14 protein-coding genes and 1 pseudogene are annotated in these 15,463 nt (G+C 65.1%); 7 read left to right on the top strand and 8 right to left on the bottom strand.

Going from position 1 to position 15,463, the window contains the following annotated elements; all coding sequences use genetic code 11:
• Positions 1-83 precede the first annotated feature (83 nt).
• A complete protein-coding gene (glpD, locus tag GXB81_RS23380) occupies positions 84-1,613 on the bottom strand; it encodes a glycerol-3-phosphate dehydrogenase (protein ID WP_205990449.1) in 1,530 nt (509 codons plus the stop codon).
• A 201-nt stretch (positions 1,614-1,814) separates the two neighbouring features.
• On the opposite strand from glpD, the gene GXB81_RS23375 reads away from it, so the two are divergent.
• The gene (locus GXB81_RS23375) at positions 1,815-2,189 is read left to right on the top strand and encodes a hypothetical protein (RefSeq protein WP_205990448.1); all 375 of its coding nucleotides are present in this window, start codon (positions 1,815-1,817) and stop codon (positions 2,187-2,189) included.
• A gap of 40 nt (positions 2,190-2,229) precedes the next feature.
• On the opposite strand, the gene GXB81_RS23370 is transcribed toward GXB81_RS23375, so the two are convergent.
• From GXB81_RS23370 to GXB81_RS23360, 3 genes are all read right to left on the bottom strand, one after another.
• Positions 2,230-2,889, bottom strand: a complete 660-nt coding sequence (locus tag GXB81_RS23370) for a TetR/AcrR family transcriptional regulator (protein WP_205990447.1) — start codon at positions 2,887-2,889, stop codon at positions 2,230-2,232.
• Positions 2,890-3,083: 194 nt separating this feature from the next.
• The gene (locus tag GXB81_RS23365) at positions 3,084-3,281 is read right to left on the bottom strand and encodes a hypothetical protein (RefSeq protein ID WP_167040622.1); all 198 of its coding nucleotides are present in this window, start codon (positions 3,279-3,281) and stop codon (positions 3,084-3,086) included.
• A 317-nt stretch (positions 3,282-3,598) separates the two neighbouring features.
• Positions 3,599-4,378: a DeoR/GlpR family DNA-binding transcription regulator gene (locus tag GXB81_RS23360; protein ID WP_205990446.1), complete on the bottom strand. Its 780-nt coding sequence runs from the start codon at positions 4,376-4,378 to the stop codon at positions 3,599-3,601.
• A 321-nt stretch (positions 4,379-4,699) separates the two neighbouring features.
• Here GXB81_RS23360 and ggt point away from each other — a divergent pair, with 321 nt between their 5' ends.
• The 4 genes from ggt (at position 4,700) to GXB81_RS23340 (ending at position 9,919) form a co-directional block, all read left to right on the top strand.
• Complete coding sequence (ggt, locus tag GXB81_RS23355; RefSeq protein ID WP_167284953.1) at positions 4,700-6,340, top strand: gamma-glutamyltransferase; 1,641 nt, start codon at positions 4,700-4,702, stop codon at positions 6,338-6,340.
• A 231-nt stretch (positions 6,341-6,571) separates the two neighbouring features.
• On the top strand, positions 6,572-7,960 hold the full coding sequence (locus GXB81_RS23350) for an MFS transporter (RefSeq protein WP_205990445.1): 1,389 nt from the start codon (positions 6,572-6,574) through the stop codon (positions 7,958-7,960).
• Between the two features lie 408 nt (positions 7,961-8,368).
• On the top strand, positions 8,369-9,196 hold the full coding sequence (locus GXB81_RS23345) for a ferritin-like domain-containing protein (RefSeq protein ID WP_167040634.1): 828 nt from the start codon (positions 8,369-8,371) through the stop codon (positions 9,194-9,196).
• Between the two features lie 186 nt (positions 9,197-9,382).
• Positions 9,383-9,919 (top strand): hypothetical protein, encoded by a 537-nt coding sequence (locus GXB81_RS23340; protein WP_205990444.1) that lies wholly within the window; start codon positions 9,383-9,385, stop codon positions 9,917-9,919.
• 102 nt (positions 9,920-10,021) lie between these two features.
• Here the strand turns inward: GXB81_RS23340 and GXB81_RS23335 are convergent, their stop codons facing one another.
• From GXB81_RS23335 to GXB81_RS23320, 4 genes are all read right to left on the bottom strand, one after another.
• Positions 10,022-11,617: a DEAD/DEAH box helicase gene (locus GXB81_RS23335; RefSeq protein WP_167040640.1), complete on the bottom strand. Its 1,596-nt coding sequence runs from the start codon at positions 11,615-11,617 to the stop codon at positions 10,022-10,024.
• Positions 11,618-11,819: 202 nt separating this feature from the next.
• Entirely contained in the window at positions 11,820-12,440 is a 621-nt protein-coding gene (locus GXB81_RS23330; protein WP_167040643.1) for a hemolysin III family protein, read from the bottom strand.
• A gap of 131 nt (positions 12,441-12,571) precedes the next feature.
• On the bottom strand, positions 12,572-13,870 hold the full coding sequence (locus GXB81_RS23325; RefSeq protein ID WP_167040646.1) for a cytochrome c: 1,299 nt from the start codon (positions 13,868-13,870) through the stop codon (positions 12,572-12,574).
• 21 nt (positions 13,871-13,891) lie between these two features.
• On the bottom strand, positions 13,892-14,623 hold the full coding sequence (locus GXB81_RS23320) for a c-type cytochrome (protein WP_205990443.1): 732 nt from the start codon (positions 14,621-14,623) through the stop codon (positions 13,892-13,894).
• Positions 14,624-14,958: 335 nt separating this feature from the next.
• Here GXB81_RS23320 and copC point away from each other — a divergent pair, with 335 nt between their 5' ends.
• Positions 14,959-15,336: a copper homeostasis periplasmic binding protein CopC gene (copC, locus tag GXB81_RS23315; RefSeq protein WP_167040652.1), complete on the top strand. Its 378-nt coding sequence runs from the start codon at positions 14,959-14,961 to the stop codon at positions 15,334-15,336.
• Positions 15,333-15,463: pseudogene (locus tag GXB81_RS31545) on the top strand (copper resistance protein CopD); the annotation flags it as partial. The gene copC and the pseudogene GXB81_RS31545, both read left to right, overlap by 4 nt.

Raw genomic sequence — 15,463 nt, 5'->3', positions numbered from 1 at the left:
TAGTGTGATGGCGCGTGACGGTCTCGTCCAGCCGGCCTGGGTTCTCGCCGTGCGTGCCGCCTGTGTCTCACATGCCTGTTGTCTTACGCGCTTTGCTGCACGGGTTCGCTCGCGAACCACGCGTCGATGTCGCGCGTGACCTGGTCGAGCGTGCCCGGCGCGACGTGCAGCCCGAGTTTCGAGCGTCGCCACAGCACGTCCTGCGCGCTGCGCGCCCATTCGACATCGCGCAGATAGCTCAGCTCGGCTTCGTAAAGACCCGGCGCGAATTCGCGGCCGAGATCGGCGAGCGCGCGGGCGTCGCCGAGCACGCGATTCGCGCGCGTGCCGTATGCGCGCGCGAGGCGATGCGCGAGCGCCGCCGGCAGCCACGCATGGGTGCGGCTGAACTCGCCGAGGAAGCGGTTGAAGTTCGCCTGCGCGATATCGCCACCGGGCAGCGACGCGCCGACGGTCCACGCGGGCACCTCGTGCTGCAGGGCTTGCGCGAGCGTATCGACGGCCTGCTCGGCGAGCTTGCGAAACGTCGTGATCTTGCCGCCGAACACCGACAGCAGCGGCGCTTCGTCCGCCGGTGCGTCGAGTTCGAGCGAGTAGTCGCGCGTGACCGCCGAGGGGTTGTCCGCGTTTTCGTCCTCAAGCAGCGGGCGCACGCCCGAGTAGGTCCAGCGCACGTCGGCCGGCGAGATTTTCTGCTTGAAATAGCGGTTGATCGAATCGCAAAGGTACTGCGTTTCGTGGGCGTCGATCGCGACCTGCGACGGGTCGCCGCGATATTCGAGGTCGGTCGTGCCGATCAGCGTGTAGTCGTGTTCGTACGGGATCGCGAAGATGATCCGCTTGTCCGGGTTCTGGAAGATGTACGCGTGATCGTGCTCGAACAGCCGCCGCGTGACGATGTGGCTGCCCTTGACGAGCCTCACGCTATGCGACGCGGGGCGGCCGAGCGCGCCCTTCAGCAGTTCGCCGACCCACGGGCCCGCCGCGTTGGCGACGGCCGCCGCGCGCACGTCGAGCGTCGTGCCGTCCGCGCGCTGTAGCTGCGCGCGCCATTCGTCGCCCGCGCGCACCGCGCTGACGAGCTTCGTGCGCGTGAGGATGGTCGCGCCGTGCTCGTGCGCATCGAGCGCGTTCAGCACGACGAGGCGCGCGTCGTTGACCCAGCCGTCCGAATACACGAAACCGCGCTTGATCGAATCGACGAGCGGCGCGCCGGCCGGGTGTTTGTGCATCGCGATGCCGCGCGAGCCGGGCAGCAGTTCGCGCTTCGCCAGATGGTCGTAGAGGAACAGGCCCGCGCGGATCAGCCACGCTGGGCGCAGATCGGGCATGTGCGGCATCACGAAGCGCAGCGGCCACATGATGTGCGGCGCCGCGCGCAGCAGCGTTTCGCGCTCCTGCAACGCCTTGCGCACGAGCCCGAACTCGCGGTATTCGAGGTAGCGCAGGCCGCCGTGAATCAGCTTCGTACTCGCCGACGACGTATGCGCGGCCAGATCGTCCTGTTCGCACAGCAGCACCGACAGGCCGCGCCCGGCCGCGTCGCGCGCGATGCCGGCACCGTTGATCCCGCCGCCCACGACGAGCAAATCGTATTTCGAGCCTTGCGCCACCGCTGAGTCCTCTAGGTCGAATCTTGAAAGGAGGTTGGAAAACTAATCGAACCAATGATGTTCGTTTTCGAACTTTAATGAACATATTCGAAAAAGTAAAGTTCGTTTATCCGATCGAGACTTGGCCGGATGGCCGGAGGAGTGGCGCAACGCTCGGCCACGGACGATACTCTCGGCAGCAGCCACTTCGAGGTGATTTGAATGCGTGGACTTTTCATGATCGGCGCCGCGGCGCTTCTGGCGGGGTGCGTGAGTTCGCCGAGCCTGGAGGGAACGAGGGGCGCGCCCTCGTTCGAGGCGTTGCAGCAGATGTGCTCGCCGCAAACGGTCGATTACGGCAGCGACGCCCAGTCCGTCTATACGACGTTTTTCGATGCGTACGTCGCGAACCGGCGCGGCCGGCTCTCGAAGAACGATTTCTGCGCGTTCCAGGCGTCGATCGCGCAGCGCCACGCGAGCGAGGGGATGAGCGGCGACCCGAAGGTGCGCAATCAGTGGGTCCAGTTCTTTGCGGAGCAGCGCGCGAAGGCGATCAGCTGGCGCGCGGCGGTCGATCCGACACTGCGCAACGGTTGAGGCGCGGGCCAACTGCTCGCGAGCTCACGTGCTTACCTGCTCACGTGTGTTGAGGCAGGGCGCCGCGCCATAGCATGCGCAGAATCTGTGCGAATACCGCTTCGCGCGAAGGTTCGTCCGCTGGTTGACTTGTCGCGGCGGCCGAATCGGCTTGCCGTGCCGCCGGCAACGGTAGCTGACCGGCGAGCGCGAGCATCGTGAAGCCGTGCAGGCTTGTCCAGTACGCGTAGCCGATCAGTTGCGGATCGCCTTCCAGAATTCCCGCCGCGACGAGCTGCTCGAAATGCGCGCCGAGCAGCCGCCATGCGCGCTGCGACGCGGCGGTCAGTTCGGGGTAAGCGCCTTGCTGCTGCACCTGGTCGAACATCAGGCGATACGCGTGCGGCTCGTCGAGCGCGAACGCGACGTAGGCTTCGCTGACCGCCGAGTGATCGGCGGCGGGGGCGTCTGCGGGGATGCTTTGCGCCGCCGCTTCGAGACGCGCCGCGAAGCGATTGAACGCGGCGGCGCGGACCATCGCGAGAATTTCGTTCTTGTCGCGGAAGTAGCGGTAGGGGGTCATGGCGCTGCAGCCGAGCTCCTTTGCCAGCTCGCGCATCGTCACGCCCTGCGCGCCGCGTGTCGCGAACGCGCTTTCGGCAACACGTCGCATCGCTTCGCGAAACTGCTGGATGTCTTCGGGGGAGAGCGTCTTGGGCATGCGCGAGGGTCGGAAGTCCGTCGCGTCAATTTACTGCGTAAAGGATTCGCACACAAGAAAGGGCCGCGAAGCGGCCCGCTGTCATGCTCATCGAACGACGCGCCAGTGCAATGCCGGTGCGAACGAACCCGAAGGCGGCGCGCTCCGTGGCCGTCGTGCAAAAAATGGGCGGAAAAGCGCTGGCGGAAAATGTCTCAGGAAGACCGCTTGATGGCCCGCAATGCGTTGTTGCCGGTTTCCGTCACGCGCCACCGTTCGTTGCCCGATGCGAGGCGTTCGAGTTGCACCAGTTGGCGTTCGAGCAATGCATCGAGTTCTTCACGGTCCATATCGACCTGGTTGGGGGCGTCCTTGACGAGCAACAACGTGGCGAATTCATGCGGACTCAGCATCGTTCTCTCCATGTCAGGCAATCGCGGACAGCCTTGCAGGCAACCGGCACGGCCGGTCGGGTCCGCTAAAAGGATCAGGGCGGGAAGTACGGCTTATACGACAGATTCAATAGCCGACGCCGCGCGAAGCGCGCAACGAAGGCCGGGGAACTGGAGTGTAGTCAACCACCTGTGAAACACCAACCCGGCCCCCGTAAATTTTCCCTTTGACAATTGGGCCACCGGGAGGCGGTCGGCGAGAGCCGCCAGATTCTTGATTTCACTCGAAGTTTTGCGTGCGCCGCAGCATGGCGGAGAACGCCTGGCGCGAGCGGACCTTACCCGGCGATATAGACCTGGCAGTTGGCGGCGGTGAGCGTCTCGGCCATGTCCGGGGGCGGGGCGGCGTCGGTGAACAGCGCGTCGATCTGGTCGAGATGTCCCTGGCGAACCAGCGCCGGGCGGCCGAATTTGGAGTGGTCGGCGGCGAGGAACACGGTGCGCGCGTGCTCGATGATCGCCTCGGCGACGCGCACTTCGCGCGTGTCGAAGTCGCGCAGCGTGCCGTCGGTTTCGATGCTCGACGTACCGATGATCGCGAAATCGACCTTGAACTGGCGGATGAAGTCGATCGCCAGCTCGCCGACGATGCCCTTGTCCCACGGCCGCACGATGCCGCCCGTCACGAGCACCTCGCAATCGGGATAGCCGCTCATCATGCTGGCGACGTTCAGATTGTTCGTAATCACGCGCAAGCCGCGATGCCGGTTGAGCGCGCGCGCGATTTCCTCGGTGGTCGTGCCGAGATTGATGAAGAGCGATGCCTGATCGGGAATGTGAGTGGCCACTAGCGTCGCGATGCGCCGTTTCTCCTCGTGGAACATGCGCTGGCGCGCCGTGTACGAGACGTTCTCGGAGCTGGTCGGCAGGCTCGCTCCGCCATGATAGCGGCGCAGCAGATTCATGTCGGCGAGCCAGTTCACGTCGCGGCGGATCGTCTGCGGTGTCACGTTGAAATGACTCGCGAGGTCGTCCACGGTGACGAAGCCGTCGCGTTGCACCCACTCCAGCAATTCCTGTTGCCGGGCGTTGAGAGTCAGGCGGGGGTCTCGTGTCATGTGTCGCGTATCGTGATGGGGTGGCGGCGTGGCCGGCGCGTGGTCGAGGCCGGCCGCCCGTGGGCGGGGTGCGGCTATTGTAAGACCATCGGGCCTGTTGTCCGCCAACTCGCGCAATCCGCATGGGCGCGCTGCTGAAGCTCGGCACCGGCTTCGAGCACCCATTCAGGCGAATTACGCATTTATTCATTTGATAAATGAATTTGTTTTTTGGGCCCGTTCGCGCTGCAATCCGGAGTTCCCCGTTTTACCTGCTTTACAACCTTTCCCATGAGGCCCAGCGACTTTTCGCGCCGGGCCGCGCTTTCGAGAGTGTTCGACATGACTGGCTTCAGTAACTGGCACAACCCCTATCCGACGCAACGTTTGCCCGTATTCGCACGCAACATCGTGTCGACCTCTCATCCGCTCGCCGCGCAGGCCGGGCTGCGCATGCTGTGGAAGGGCGGCAATGCCGTCGACGCGGCGATCGCCGCCGCCGCCGCGATCACGGTGGTCGAGCCGGTGTCGTGCGGCCTCGGCGGCGATGCGTTCGCGCTCGTGTGGGACGGCAAGAAGCTGCACGGCCTGAACGCCTCGGGCGTGTCGCCGGCCGCGTGGAACGTCGATTACTTCAAGCGCAAATACGGCGAGGTGAACGGCCTCGCGAAGCAGCCTAAGCGCGGCTGGGACGCGGTCACGGTGCCGGGCGTGATCGCCGGCTGGGAAGCGCTGCACCAGAAGTTCGGCAAGCTGCCGTTCGCAGACCTGATGGAGCCGGCCATCGAGATCGCCGAGCGTGGTCACGCGGTGGCGAGCATCGTCGCCTACAAGTGGGCGGCCGCCGTGCCGGAGCTGAAGGACCTGCCCGGCTTCGCGCAGACCTTCATGCCGCACGGCCGCGCGCCTGAAGTCAGCGAACTGGTGCGCCTGCCCGGTCACGCGAAGACGCTGCGCCTGCTCGCCGAGCAGGGCCCGCGCGCGTACTACGAAGGCGAGATCGCCGAGCGCATCGCCGCGTTCGCGCGTGAGGGCGGTGCCGCGCTGACCGCCGACGATCTGCGCAACTACCGCGCGGACTGGGTCGAGCCGATCGGCAAGGACTATCGCGGCTACACCGTGCACGAGATTCCGCCGAACGGGCAGGGCATCGCCGCGCTGGTGGCACTCGGCATCCTCGAAAAGTTCGACGTGAAGTCGCTGAAGGTGGACAGCGTCGAGTCGCAGCATCTGCAGATCGAAGCGATGAAGCTCGCGTTCGCCGACCTGTATCGCTACGTGGCCGACCCGCGTTCGATGGACGTCACGCCGGAGCAGATGCTCGACGACGCCTACCTGACTTCGCGCGCGAAGCTGATCGATCCGAAGCGCGCGACGCATTTCGACTTCGGCATGCCGAAGGCGGGCGGCACGATCTACATGTCGGCCGCGGACGAGAACGGCATGATGGTCAGCTTCATCCAGTCGAACTACATGGGTTTCGGCTCGGGCATCGTCGTGCCGGACACCGGCATCGCGCTGCAGAACCGCGGCTGCGGCTTCTCGATGGACCCGAAATCGCCGAACGTCGTCGAGGGCGGCAAGCGGCCGTTCCATACGATCATCCCGGCGTTCCTCACGCAGCAGGTGAACGGCCAGCAGGAAGCGGTGATGAGTTTCGGCGTGATGGGCGGCGACATGCAGCCGCAGGGCCATCTGCAAACGGTGGTGCGCATGCTCGACTACGGCCAGCAGCCGCAGGCCGCGTGCGATGCGCCGCGCTGGAAGGTCAACCGTGACTTCACGGTCGACATCGAGTCGACGCTCGATCCGAAGACGACCGAGGGTTTGCAGAAGCTCGGCCACACGCTCAAGTCGGTCGACGATCCGTATATGGATTTCGGCTCCGGCCAGTTCATCTGGAAGCTCGATCGCAACGAGCCGGAGCGCGGCTACGTCGCGGCCAGCGATAGCCGGCGCGACGGGCTCGCCGCAGGTTTCTGAAGCAAGGGCTTCGAGCTGCGGCGCCGTGGCTCGAAGCCGGATTCGGGAACCGCTTCGACAGGATGCGCGGCGCTTCGTACGCCGCGCCCGTCCATGCCGGGCGCGTCGCCGCTGAACGGCGTGGGCCGTGTGAGCGCCGTGCCGCTCGCGCAGGCGTGGGCATGCTCGTGCAAGCGGCGCCGCACGCACCCCGGAATCACGTATCACGTATCAGACCGGCAGGAGACCCCCATGAACCATCCCGCATCGCGTTCCGCGAGCGCATCCCCTCATGTATCGCCCGCGCCGCTTTCGAAGGCCATGGTGCGGCGTATCGTATTTTCGTCGTCGATCGGCAACGCGCTCGAGTGGTTCGACTTCCTCGTCTACGGCTACTTCGCGACGATCATCGCGAAACAGTTCTTCCCGTTGCACGACGAGTGGCTCTCGACGCTGCTGGCCATCGCCACGTTCGGCATCTCGTTCCTGATGCGCCCGCTCGGCGCGGTCGTGCTCGGCCTGTACGGCGATCGCAAGGGCCGCAAGGCGGCGCTCACGCTCGCCATCGCCTTGATGATGGTCGGCACCTTCACGATGGCGGTGATGCCGCCGTTTTCGTCGATCGGACTCGCGGCGCCGTTGCTGGTGCTGCTCGCGCGGCTCGTGCAGGGCTTCGCGGTGGGCGGCGAATTCGGCAGCGCGACGGCCTTCATGGTCGAGCACAGCGCGTCGCGGCGCGGCTATTACGCGAGCTGGCAGTTCGCGAGCCAGGGCCTCGCGGCGATTGCCGCGGCCACCTTCGGCTCGCTGCTGACCGCCTGGCTGCCGGCCGAACACCTCAATAGCTGGGGCTGGCGCGTGCCGTTCGTGTTCGGCTTGCTGGTCGGTCCGGTGGGCTATTACATCCGCTCGCATCTCGACGAGACGCCCGAATTTCTCGCGCTGCGTGAAGAGCGAGAAGCGGAACGTGGAGCTCGCGAGGCGGCCGGCGAACGCAAGGCCGTCGATACGAGCAAGGATGCGTCGTTCGCGAATCAGTGGGTCAACCTGTTGCTCGCGATCGGCATCGTTGCTCAATCGACGGTCGGCGTGTACGTGTTGCAGCTTTATATGCCGCTTTATGCGGTCAAGCAGTTGCATATGGCGGCGGCCGCGTCGTTCGGCGTGGTCGTGCTGAACGGCGGCATGCAGTTCATCTTTTCGCCGGTCATGGGCGCGCTGTCCGATCGCATCGGCCGGATTCGCATCATGCTGACCACGTCGATCCTGATGGGGCTGCTGATCTATCCGATGTTCGCGTGGCTGCAGTTTCATCCGACGATCGGCTGGCTGCTGTTGCTGCAAGGCGTCGCCGGTATTTTCAAGGCCGCCTATTCGGGGCCGATGCCCGCGTTGATGTCGGAGATTTTCCCGACCCAGGTTCGTTCGACGGGGCTTTCGATCGGTTACAGCATCGGCGTGACGATCTTCGGCGGCTTTGCGCCGACCATCGTCGAGACCTTCATTCATCTGACCGGCGACAAGCTCGCGCCGAGCTACTACGTGCTGCTCGCGGCGGTGTTGTCGGGGGTGTCGCTCATCATCGTGGCGCTGCGCATGCGCCGCATGCGTCCGGCTCAGGCCGGCGTGCTGCCCGCCTGAGTGCGCCGCAACACGCCGCAACCGGCAGGCGCGCGGCCGCCATCGATGCCGCGGCGCGCCAGCCTTTGCCGGTTGGACCGATCCCTCGGCTTTCGTATGCGGACTGAAATGTGCCGAAAGCCAACTCCTCGAAGCCGGCTCGTCGAGCCGGTTTTTTTCGCTCCCCGCCCGCCGCTTTAACCTGCTGGAATATTTCGCCTATCTGCGAAGCGGAACTGCGGCGGTGCGGCATGGTCTGTGCAGAGTACTCTTCATGGGGCGCTGCATAGTCGCTTAACACCGGCTAACATGCAGAGTACAAGAGCCCAACTCTAATTCACGGCGTTGTATCCGACACGGCATCACGGCGAGCGCGGGGCGGTTGCGAGCAGGCTCCACGAGTCGGTACGGCATTCGGAGCAAGACACGATGCACACAGAGCTGAACCATGTCATGCCCTGGCGGATCGAGGACATCGACCTTACCCGCATCGACCGGCAGAAGGCCTCCGCGAACGAAGACCTGCTGTTGCTGCTGTGCGCGGCTTCGTTTATCGAAAGCGGCACCGACCTCTACACCAGCAATCTCAGTACCTTCTTCAACGACGATCCCGAAGTCTCGGCCTGGCTCAACAACGAGTGGGAGCCCGAGGAAATGCAGCATGGCCGCTCGCTGAAGACCTATATCGGCTACGTGTGGCCCGAATTCGACTGGGACACCGCGTTTCGCAACTTCATGGCCGAATACTCGCTGACCTGCTCGGTCGAGGATTTCGAAAAGACCCGCGCGCTCGAAATGGTCGCGCGTTGCGTGGTCGAAACCGGCACGGCGACGCTGTATCGCGCGATCAACGAATGCTCGGACGAGCCGGTGCTCAAGCAGATCACCGACAACATCCGCACCGACGAAGTCCGGCATTACAAGCACTTTTTCAAGTATTTCAAGAAGTACAACAGGATCGAAGGCAATGGTCGTCTCGCGGTGCTCGGTGCGCTGATGCGCCGCGTGATGGAGATCAAGAACGAGGATTCGGAGATCGCGCTGCGGCATGTGTTTGCGATCCGCTATCCTGAGCGCGTGCACGATTCCGCGTATAACCGCGAGCGTGCGGCGCGCATCAACACCCTGGTGCGGCGCAATCTGTCGGCCGACATGTGCGTGAAGATGCTGCTCAAGCCGCTCGATCTGCCGGCACGCATTCAGCCGGGCGTGCATTATCCGCTCGCGAAGATTACGCAGCACGTGTTCTTCCGCTGATCCGGCGGCGCGCCGGTTTTTGCGCTGACGTTGCGTTAATAACCGTGCGCTGACCTCGCGATGATCTGGCGACGAACTCGGCGCGGCGACGAGGCGAGGCTCGCTCACGCGGGCCTCGTTCTTTTCGCGGTATTCGCAGCATTCGCGGCATGATGGAGCCTTGTCCATTTCAACCTGACCGACCGCATGAGCGATTCTTCCGCATCTACCCCGGCGCCCGCGCGTCCGCTCGAACAGAATGTGTTCGATGAATGGCCCGACGCCGTGCGCGCGTTGTTCGATGGTTCGTCGATCGGCGGCAAGAGCGGCTTTACCGCTTCGCTGCTCACCGTCGATGCGAACGGCCACGTGCGCACGTCCTTGCTGAGCGTCGGCGAACTCTATGCGCCCGATGCGCGCACGCTGTGCATCGCGTTATGGCCGCAGGCGCGAGCGACGCGCGCAATCGCGCAAAGCGGCCGCGCGACGCTCAGCTTTGTCTGCGACGCGGCGTTCTATCAGGTGCAGTTGCGTGTCGCACCGCTGGCGAGCGCGGTCGGCGGCGACAGCGGCCTCGTCTATCTGCTCGGTTCGATCGACACAGGGGAAGTGCAGAGCGTGCGTTATGCGCGCCTCACGGGCGGCATCACGTTCGAACTGGAAGGCGGAGGAAGGGAAGTGCTCGACCGGTGGGAGAAGCAGGTCGAGCATTTGAAACGGGCCGCTGCCGCGACCCGCCGTTAGTTCAAGCTGCTAGTCCTCGCCGTTAGTCGCTCACCGAGGCGCTGACGGCTGGCGAAACGACGGCTTCAAAGGCCGCGGAATCGCACGAGCTTCGACAGAGGCTCAGCGGCCGCGCTCGCCATTGCGCGGAGGCTGGGCGCCACGCGGCGCATCGTTGCGCGGCTTCGCGCCGCCGCCGAGCAACGCGCCCGGGTTGCTGTTGTGCGAGCGATTGCCTTGCGGTTTGCGCGGTGCGTGATGTGCGGCCGCACCGTCATGCGCAGCCGCGCGCGGCCGGTCGTCGTGACGTTGCGCGTCGCGTCGCGGCTGGCCGCCGTTGCCGGCTGGCTTCGCGCCTTGCGGGCGCGGCGACGGCTGACCATTCGACGCGCGCTGTCCCGAGCGTTGCCCCGAACCTTGCCCCGGTTTTGCCGAAGCCGCAGCGGATGCCGAGCGCGCATTGGCGCCTGCAGCCGCATTCGCGTTGCCACCTTCGCGCCGTCCGGCGCCTTGCCCCTGACGCGGTGAGCGGCCGCCACCGCCCTGGCTACGACGCTGAATCGGCTCGGGCTTCGCGTTCGGGTCCGGCTCGAATCCGGCGATCACTTCCTGCGGCACCGGACGCTTGATGAGCTTCTCGATGTCCTTCAGCAACTGCAATTCATCGACGCATACGAGCGACACCGCCTCGCCCGTCGCGCCCGCGCGGCCCGTGCGGCCGATGCGGTGCACGTAATCTTCCGGCACGTTCGGCAGATCGAAGTTGACCACGTGCGGCAGCTGATCGATATCGATGCCGCGTGCGGCGATGTCGGTCGCGACCAGCACCTGCAGCGTGCCGTCCTTGAACTCGGCGAGCGCGCGCGTGCGCGCCGACTGGCTCTTGTTGCCGTGAATCGCGAGCGCGCTGATGCCGTCCTTCGTCAACTGCTCGGCAAGGCGGTTCGCGCCGTGCTTGGTGCGCGTGAACACGAGCACCTGGAACCAGTTGTGCTGACGGATCAGATGCGTGAGCAGGTCGCGCTTGCGGTCGCGATCGACCGGGTGAATCTTCTGCGCGACCGTTTCGGCCGTCGTATTGCGGCGCGCGACTTCGATCAGCGCCGGCGAGTCGAGCAGGCTGTCGGCGAGTGCCTTGATCTCGTCGGAGAAGGTGGCCGAGAACAGCAGGTTCTGGCGCTTCGGCGGCAGCTTCGCGAGCACGCGCTTGATGTCGTGGATGAAGCCCATGTCGAGCATGCGGTCCGCTTCGTCGAGCACGAGAATCTCGAGATGCGACAGGTCGATGGTCTTCTGCTGCATGTGATCGAGCAGACGGCCCGGCGTCGCGACGACGATATCGACGCCGCGCTTCAACGCATCGATCTGCGGATTGATGCCGACGCCGCCGAACATCACGGTCGACTTCAGCTTCAGGTATTTGCCGTACGCGCGCACGCTTTCTTCGACCTGAGCGGCGAGTTCGCGCGTCGGCGTGAGGATCAGCGCGCGGATCACGCGCTTGCCGCCGGCGGCCGGCGGCATCGATTGCAGACGCTGCAGGATCGGCAGCGTGAAGCCGGCGGTCTTGCCGGTGCCGGTTTGCGCGCCGGCGAGCAGATCGCCGCCGTTGAGCACGGCGGGGATCGCCTGGGTCTGGATCGGGGTCGGGCTGGTATAGCCGAGTTCGTTGACAGCGCGGACCAGCGGTTCGGACAAGCCGAGGGAATCAAAAGACATAAAAGCTCTTTGCAATGCAGTTTCGCGAACGGCGCCAATGGGAACCCATGCGGCATGAACCCGCCGGCAAGGCGTGTGCGAGGCCGAAGCCCGGTTCCGTTCGCGGAGAAATCGGCGGCACGTTCAAAGATGTGCCGAATGTTTCGACGCGCTATGCAGACACGTCGACTGGCCTTAAGTTGCAATTCGTCGCCGTGGAGTGTCATGCGACATAGCGCGCGACACTGACGAATTGACACAGACTGCCCGCCAGTACGAACAGGTGCCAGATACCATGTCCGTGGCGGATGCGCTCGTCGTTGATGAAGAAATAGATACCGGCGCTATAGATGACGCCGCCGGCCACGAGCCATGCGGTCCCCGCGGCCGGCAACGCCTGCACCAGCGGGCGGACGGCTACGAGCGCGAGCCATCCCATCAACACGTACAACACCATCGACACGCTGCGGGTACGGCGCCCGAGCGTCAGTTCCTGCACGATGCCGAGAGCGGCAAGCCCCCAGCTTACCCCGAATAGCGACCAGCCCCACGGCCCGCGCAACGTGACGAGCGTGAAAGGGGTGTAGCTGCCGGCGATCAGCAGGTAGATCGCCGAATGATCGCATTTCTGCAGAATCGCCTTCAGACGCGGATGGCTTACGCTGTGATAGAGCGTCGAGATCGCATACAGCACGAACAGCATCGCACCGTACACGCTGAAGCTGACCACCTTGTACGCGTCGTCGGCGAGCACGCCCATCGTGACGAGCGCCGCCAGCCCCACCACCGACAGCACGGCGCCGACGAGATGGGTAATGCTGTTGAAACGCTCACCGACAGGCACGACTCTTTTCTCCCATGCGGTTTCACGAGGGCAGACACAACCGCAAATGCGCCCACATGATACCGGTCCTGAAAAACGAAGGGCGCGGCCGCGAGTTTCGCAGGCCGCGCCCGGGGTGCGACGAACGCTGCTTAGTCGAGCGGCGCCGAACGCAGATCGGCCACCTGCTGCGGCGACACGGCGGTACCGTGGTTGCCCCAGGACATACGGATGTACGTCACGACGGCCGCGACTTCCTGATTCGACAGCGCCTGCGCAAACGGCGGCATGCCATACGGATGCGGGTTCGCTTCCGTGCTCGGCGGATAACCGCCGTTCAGCACCATGCGGATCGGGTTGACTGCCGATGGCATCTGGATCGACGGGTTGTTCGCGAGCGGCGGGAACGCCGGCGGCTGGCCGAGACCATTTTCCGCGTGGCACTTCGCGCAGTTGTCAACGTAGATCTTCTGGCCTTGCTTCAACAGTTCGCCACCGAACTTTTCCGAGGTTTCGAGCTGCAGCGGTTCCGGTGCGTCGCTCTTCTGCGGAATCGTCTTCAGGTACGTCGCCATCGCGTTGATATCTTCGGTCGACAGATACTGCAGGCTGTTGTGCACCACTTCGGCCATCGGACCGAACACCGCGCCGCGGTTCGACACACCGGTCTTCAGCAGGCTGGCGATGTCCTGCAGGTCCCAGTCGCCGAGGCCGGCTTCCTTGTTCGACGTCAGCGACGGCGCATACCAGTTCTGCAGCGGAATCAGACCGCCCGCGAACGCCGCCGAATTGACCGGGCCGCCCATCGCGTTGATCGAGGTGTGGCACATGCCGCAGTGGCCGAGGCCTTCGACCAGATACGCGCCGCGGTTCCACTCGACCGACTTGGTCGGGTCCGGCTTGAACTCGCCTTCACGGAAGAACAGCGTGCGCCAGCCGATCAGCATGTTGCGCTGGTTGAACGGGAATTTCAGTTCGTGCGGACGGCTCGGCACGTTGACCGGCGCGACCGAGCGCAGGTACGCGTAGATCGCGTCCGCGTCGGCGCGCGTGACCTTCGTGTAGCTCGTGAACGGGAAGCCCGGATAGAGCAGGCTGCCGTCCTTCGAGCGGCCCGTGTGCATCGCGCGATAGAAGTCGTCCTGGGTCCACTTGCCGATGCCGTACTGGTCGTCCGGCGTGATGTTCGGCGTGAACATCGTGCCGAACGGCGTCGCCATCGGCAGGCCGCCGGCGAACGGCTTGCCGCCGCGCACCGTGTGGCAGGCGATACAGTCGCCGGCGCGGGCGAGGTACTCGCCCTTCTTGATCAGTTCGGCCTGGTCGGTGGGCGTGGCCGCCACGGCCGAGCCGTTATGCAGGTTGTCGCCACCCGACCAGAGGACGGGAACGAGTGCGGCAGCCGCAGCCACGACGACTGCCGAGAGGGCGAACAAAGACTTGCGTTTCATTTGAGTGTCTCTCCCGGCGCCTTATTGCGGTTCGCTGCCGCAGGCAAGCGGAGTCTTCAAGGAGCGGGCCGGAGCCGGCACGGGGTTTTGCGGAGCCTTTTGCATCGACAGCCAGGCCGCGACGGCGTTCACGTCGTCGTCGGACAGACGCGTGGCGACCGTGTGCATGCAGTCGGGCGCGATGGCGTGGCGCGAGCCCGAACGCCAGGCGCCGAGCTGCGCGCTGATGTAGTCGGCGTGCAGGCCGACGAGACCCGGGATCGCCGGTTCCATGCCGGTGAGCGCCTTGCCGTGGCAGGCCGCGCAGGCGGGCACCTGCTTCGATGCGTCGCCGTGCAGCACGATCTGCTCGCCGCGCTGGAGCGTCGCCGCCGACACGGTCGGCTTGGCCGGCGGCGGATAGGGCGGACGCTGCTGCGAGAAGAACGTGGCGATCTGGTGGAGATAGTCGTCGGAGAGATACGTGACGAGGTAGTTCATGGGCGGATACTTGCGGCGCCCTTCACGGAAATTCTGTAGCTGGTTGAACAGATAGTTCGCCGGCTTGCCCGCGAGGCGCGGGAAGTAGTCGTTGTCGGTACCTTGACCGTGCGAGCCGTGGCAGGCCGTGCAACCTTGCACGCGCGCTTCCATCGTGTCGGGGGCCTTCGGTTGAGTCTGCGCTTTCGCAGCGCTATAGACACCCGCGGAGCCGATCAGCAGAAGGGCAAGCAACGGGCGGAAGAGGCGTCTTGAAGACACGCGTAACTCCATCAGAATCGGGGACCTGACCGAACTTCGGGCGGCTCGGTGTGAAGGACAGCCGTCGCTGCGGCGACGCAGCATTCTATCATCGAAGGGTGATGGTGACTATTTGACGCACTCAAGGCCTTCGTTGGTGTGACTGCCATGCGACAGTATGTCGCGTGGCGCGGGTCGGCTCGTGCTCCGGCCACATGGCATTTGGCGAAGCCGGTTGAACCGATGCCCGCGCGCGCCATCGAAGCGTACACTTGCGGGTCCGCCGGCCGCGCCGTCCAGGCGACGCGCGCTCTCGCGCCCGCCATTCCACCCAATCATCGTTTGTTCCCCTCAGCTATCGGTCTTACATGAAGCTATTCGATTTTTCCGTTCCGGCGCTGCGTGCGTTGATGTCCGGCGCGCTCGCGCTGGCGGTGTCGTCCACGGCGTTCGCGCACGCCCATCTGGTCTCGAGCGTGCCGGCGGCGAACGCCGAGGTCGCCGCGCCCGGCGACGTCACGATCCATTTCACCGAGCCGCTCGAGCCGGCCTTCAGCAGGATCACGCTCGCCGATGCGAGCGGCAAGCCCGCCGCCACAACGGCTTCCGCGGTCGACGGACAGGATGCGCGGGTCATGCGTCTGGCGCTCCCGCCGCTGGGCGCGGGCCGCTACGCGGTGCACTGGATCGCGGTGGCGACGGACGGCCATCGTACCCAAGGCGACTTCGCGTTCAACGTCAAATGAGCTTCGACGGACTGTGGATCGGGCAGGTCGCAATGGCCGCGCTCATGAATGTGTCGTTTGCGTTCGCCGTCGGTTCGGCGCTGCTGGCGGCGTGGCTCGCACGCGACGCGCGGCAGGGCACGTCCCA

It is taken from the genome of Paraburkholderia sp. Ac-20336 (assembly GCF_017105025.1).
GTDB lineage: Bacteria > Pseudomonadota > Gammaproteobacteria > Burkholderiales > Burkholderiaceae > Paraburkholderia.
This window is presented reverse-complemented; position numbering and strand designations above follow the sequence as displayed.

What these genes read in the sequence shown, in the direction of transcription:
- GXB81_RS23375 (WP_205990448.1), top strand. Translation starts at nt 1,815, where the DNA reads ATGCGTGGACTTTTCATGATCGGCGCCGCGGCGCTTCTGGCGGGGTGC.
- GXB81_RS23370 (WP_205990447.1), bottom strand. Translation starts at nt 2,889, where the DNA reads ATGCCCAAGACGCTCTCCCCCGAAGACATCCAGCAGTTTCGCGAAGCG.
- GXB81_RS23365 (WP_167040622.1), bottom strand. Translation starts at nt 3,281, where the DNA reads ATGCTGAGTCCGCATGAATTCGCCACGTTGTTGCTCGTCAAGGACGCC.
- GXB81_RS23360 (WP_205990446.1), bottom strand. Translation starts at nt 4,378, where the DNA reads ATGACACGAGACCCCCGCCTGACTCTCAACGCCCGGCAACAGGAATTG.
- ggt (WP_167284953.1), top strand. Translation starts at nt 4,700, where the DNA reads ATGACTGGCTTCAGTAACTGGCACAACCCCTATCCGACGCAACGTTTG.
- GXB81_RS23350 (WP_205990445.1), top strand. Translation starts at nt 6,572, where the DNA reads ATGAACCATCCCGCATCGCGTTCCGCGAGCGCATCCCCTCATGTATCG.
- GXB81_RS23345 (WP_167040634.1), top strand. Translation starts at nt 8,369, where the DNA reads ATGCACACAGAGCTGAACCATGTCATGCCCTGGCGGATCGAGGACATC.
- GXB81_RS23340 (WP_205990444.1), top strand. Translation starts at nt 9,383, where the DNA reads ATGAGCGATTCTTCCGCATCTACCCCGGCGCCCGCGCGTCCGCTCGAA.
- GXB81_RS23335 (WP_167040640.1), bottom strand. Translation starts at nt 11,617, where the DNA reads ATGTCTTTTGATTCCCTCGGCTTGTCCGAACCGCTGGTCCGCGCTGTC.
- GXB81_RS23325 (WP_167040646.1), bottom strand. Translation starts at nt 13,870, where the DNA reads ATGAAACGCAAGTCTTTGTTCGCCCTCTCGGCAGTCGTCGTGGCTGCG.
- GXB81_RS23320 (WP_205990443.1), bottom strand. Translation starts at nt 14,623, where the DNA reads ATGGAGTTACGCGTGTCTTCAAGACGCCTCTTCCGCCCGTTGCTTGCC.
- copC (WP_167040652.1), top strand. Translation starts at nt 14,959, where the DNA reads ATGAAGCTATTCGATTTTTCCGTTCCGGCGCTGCGTGCGTTGATGTCC.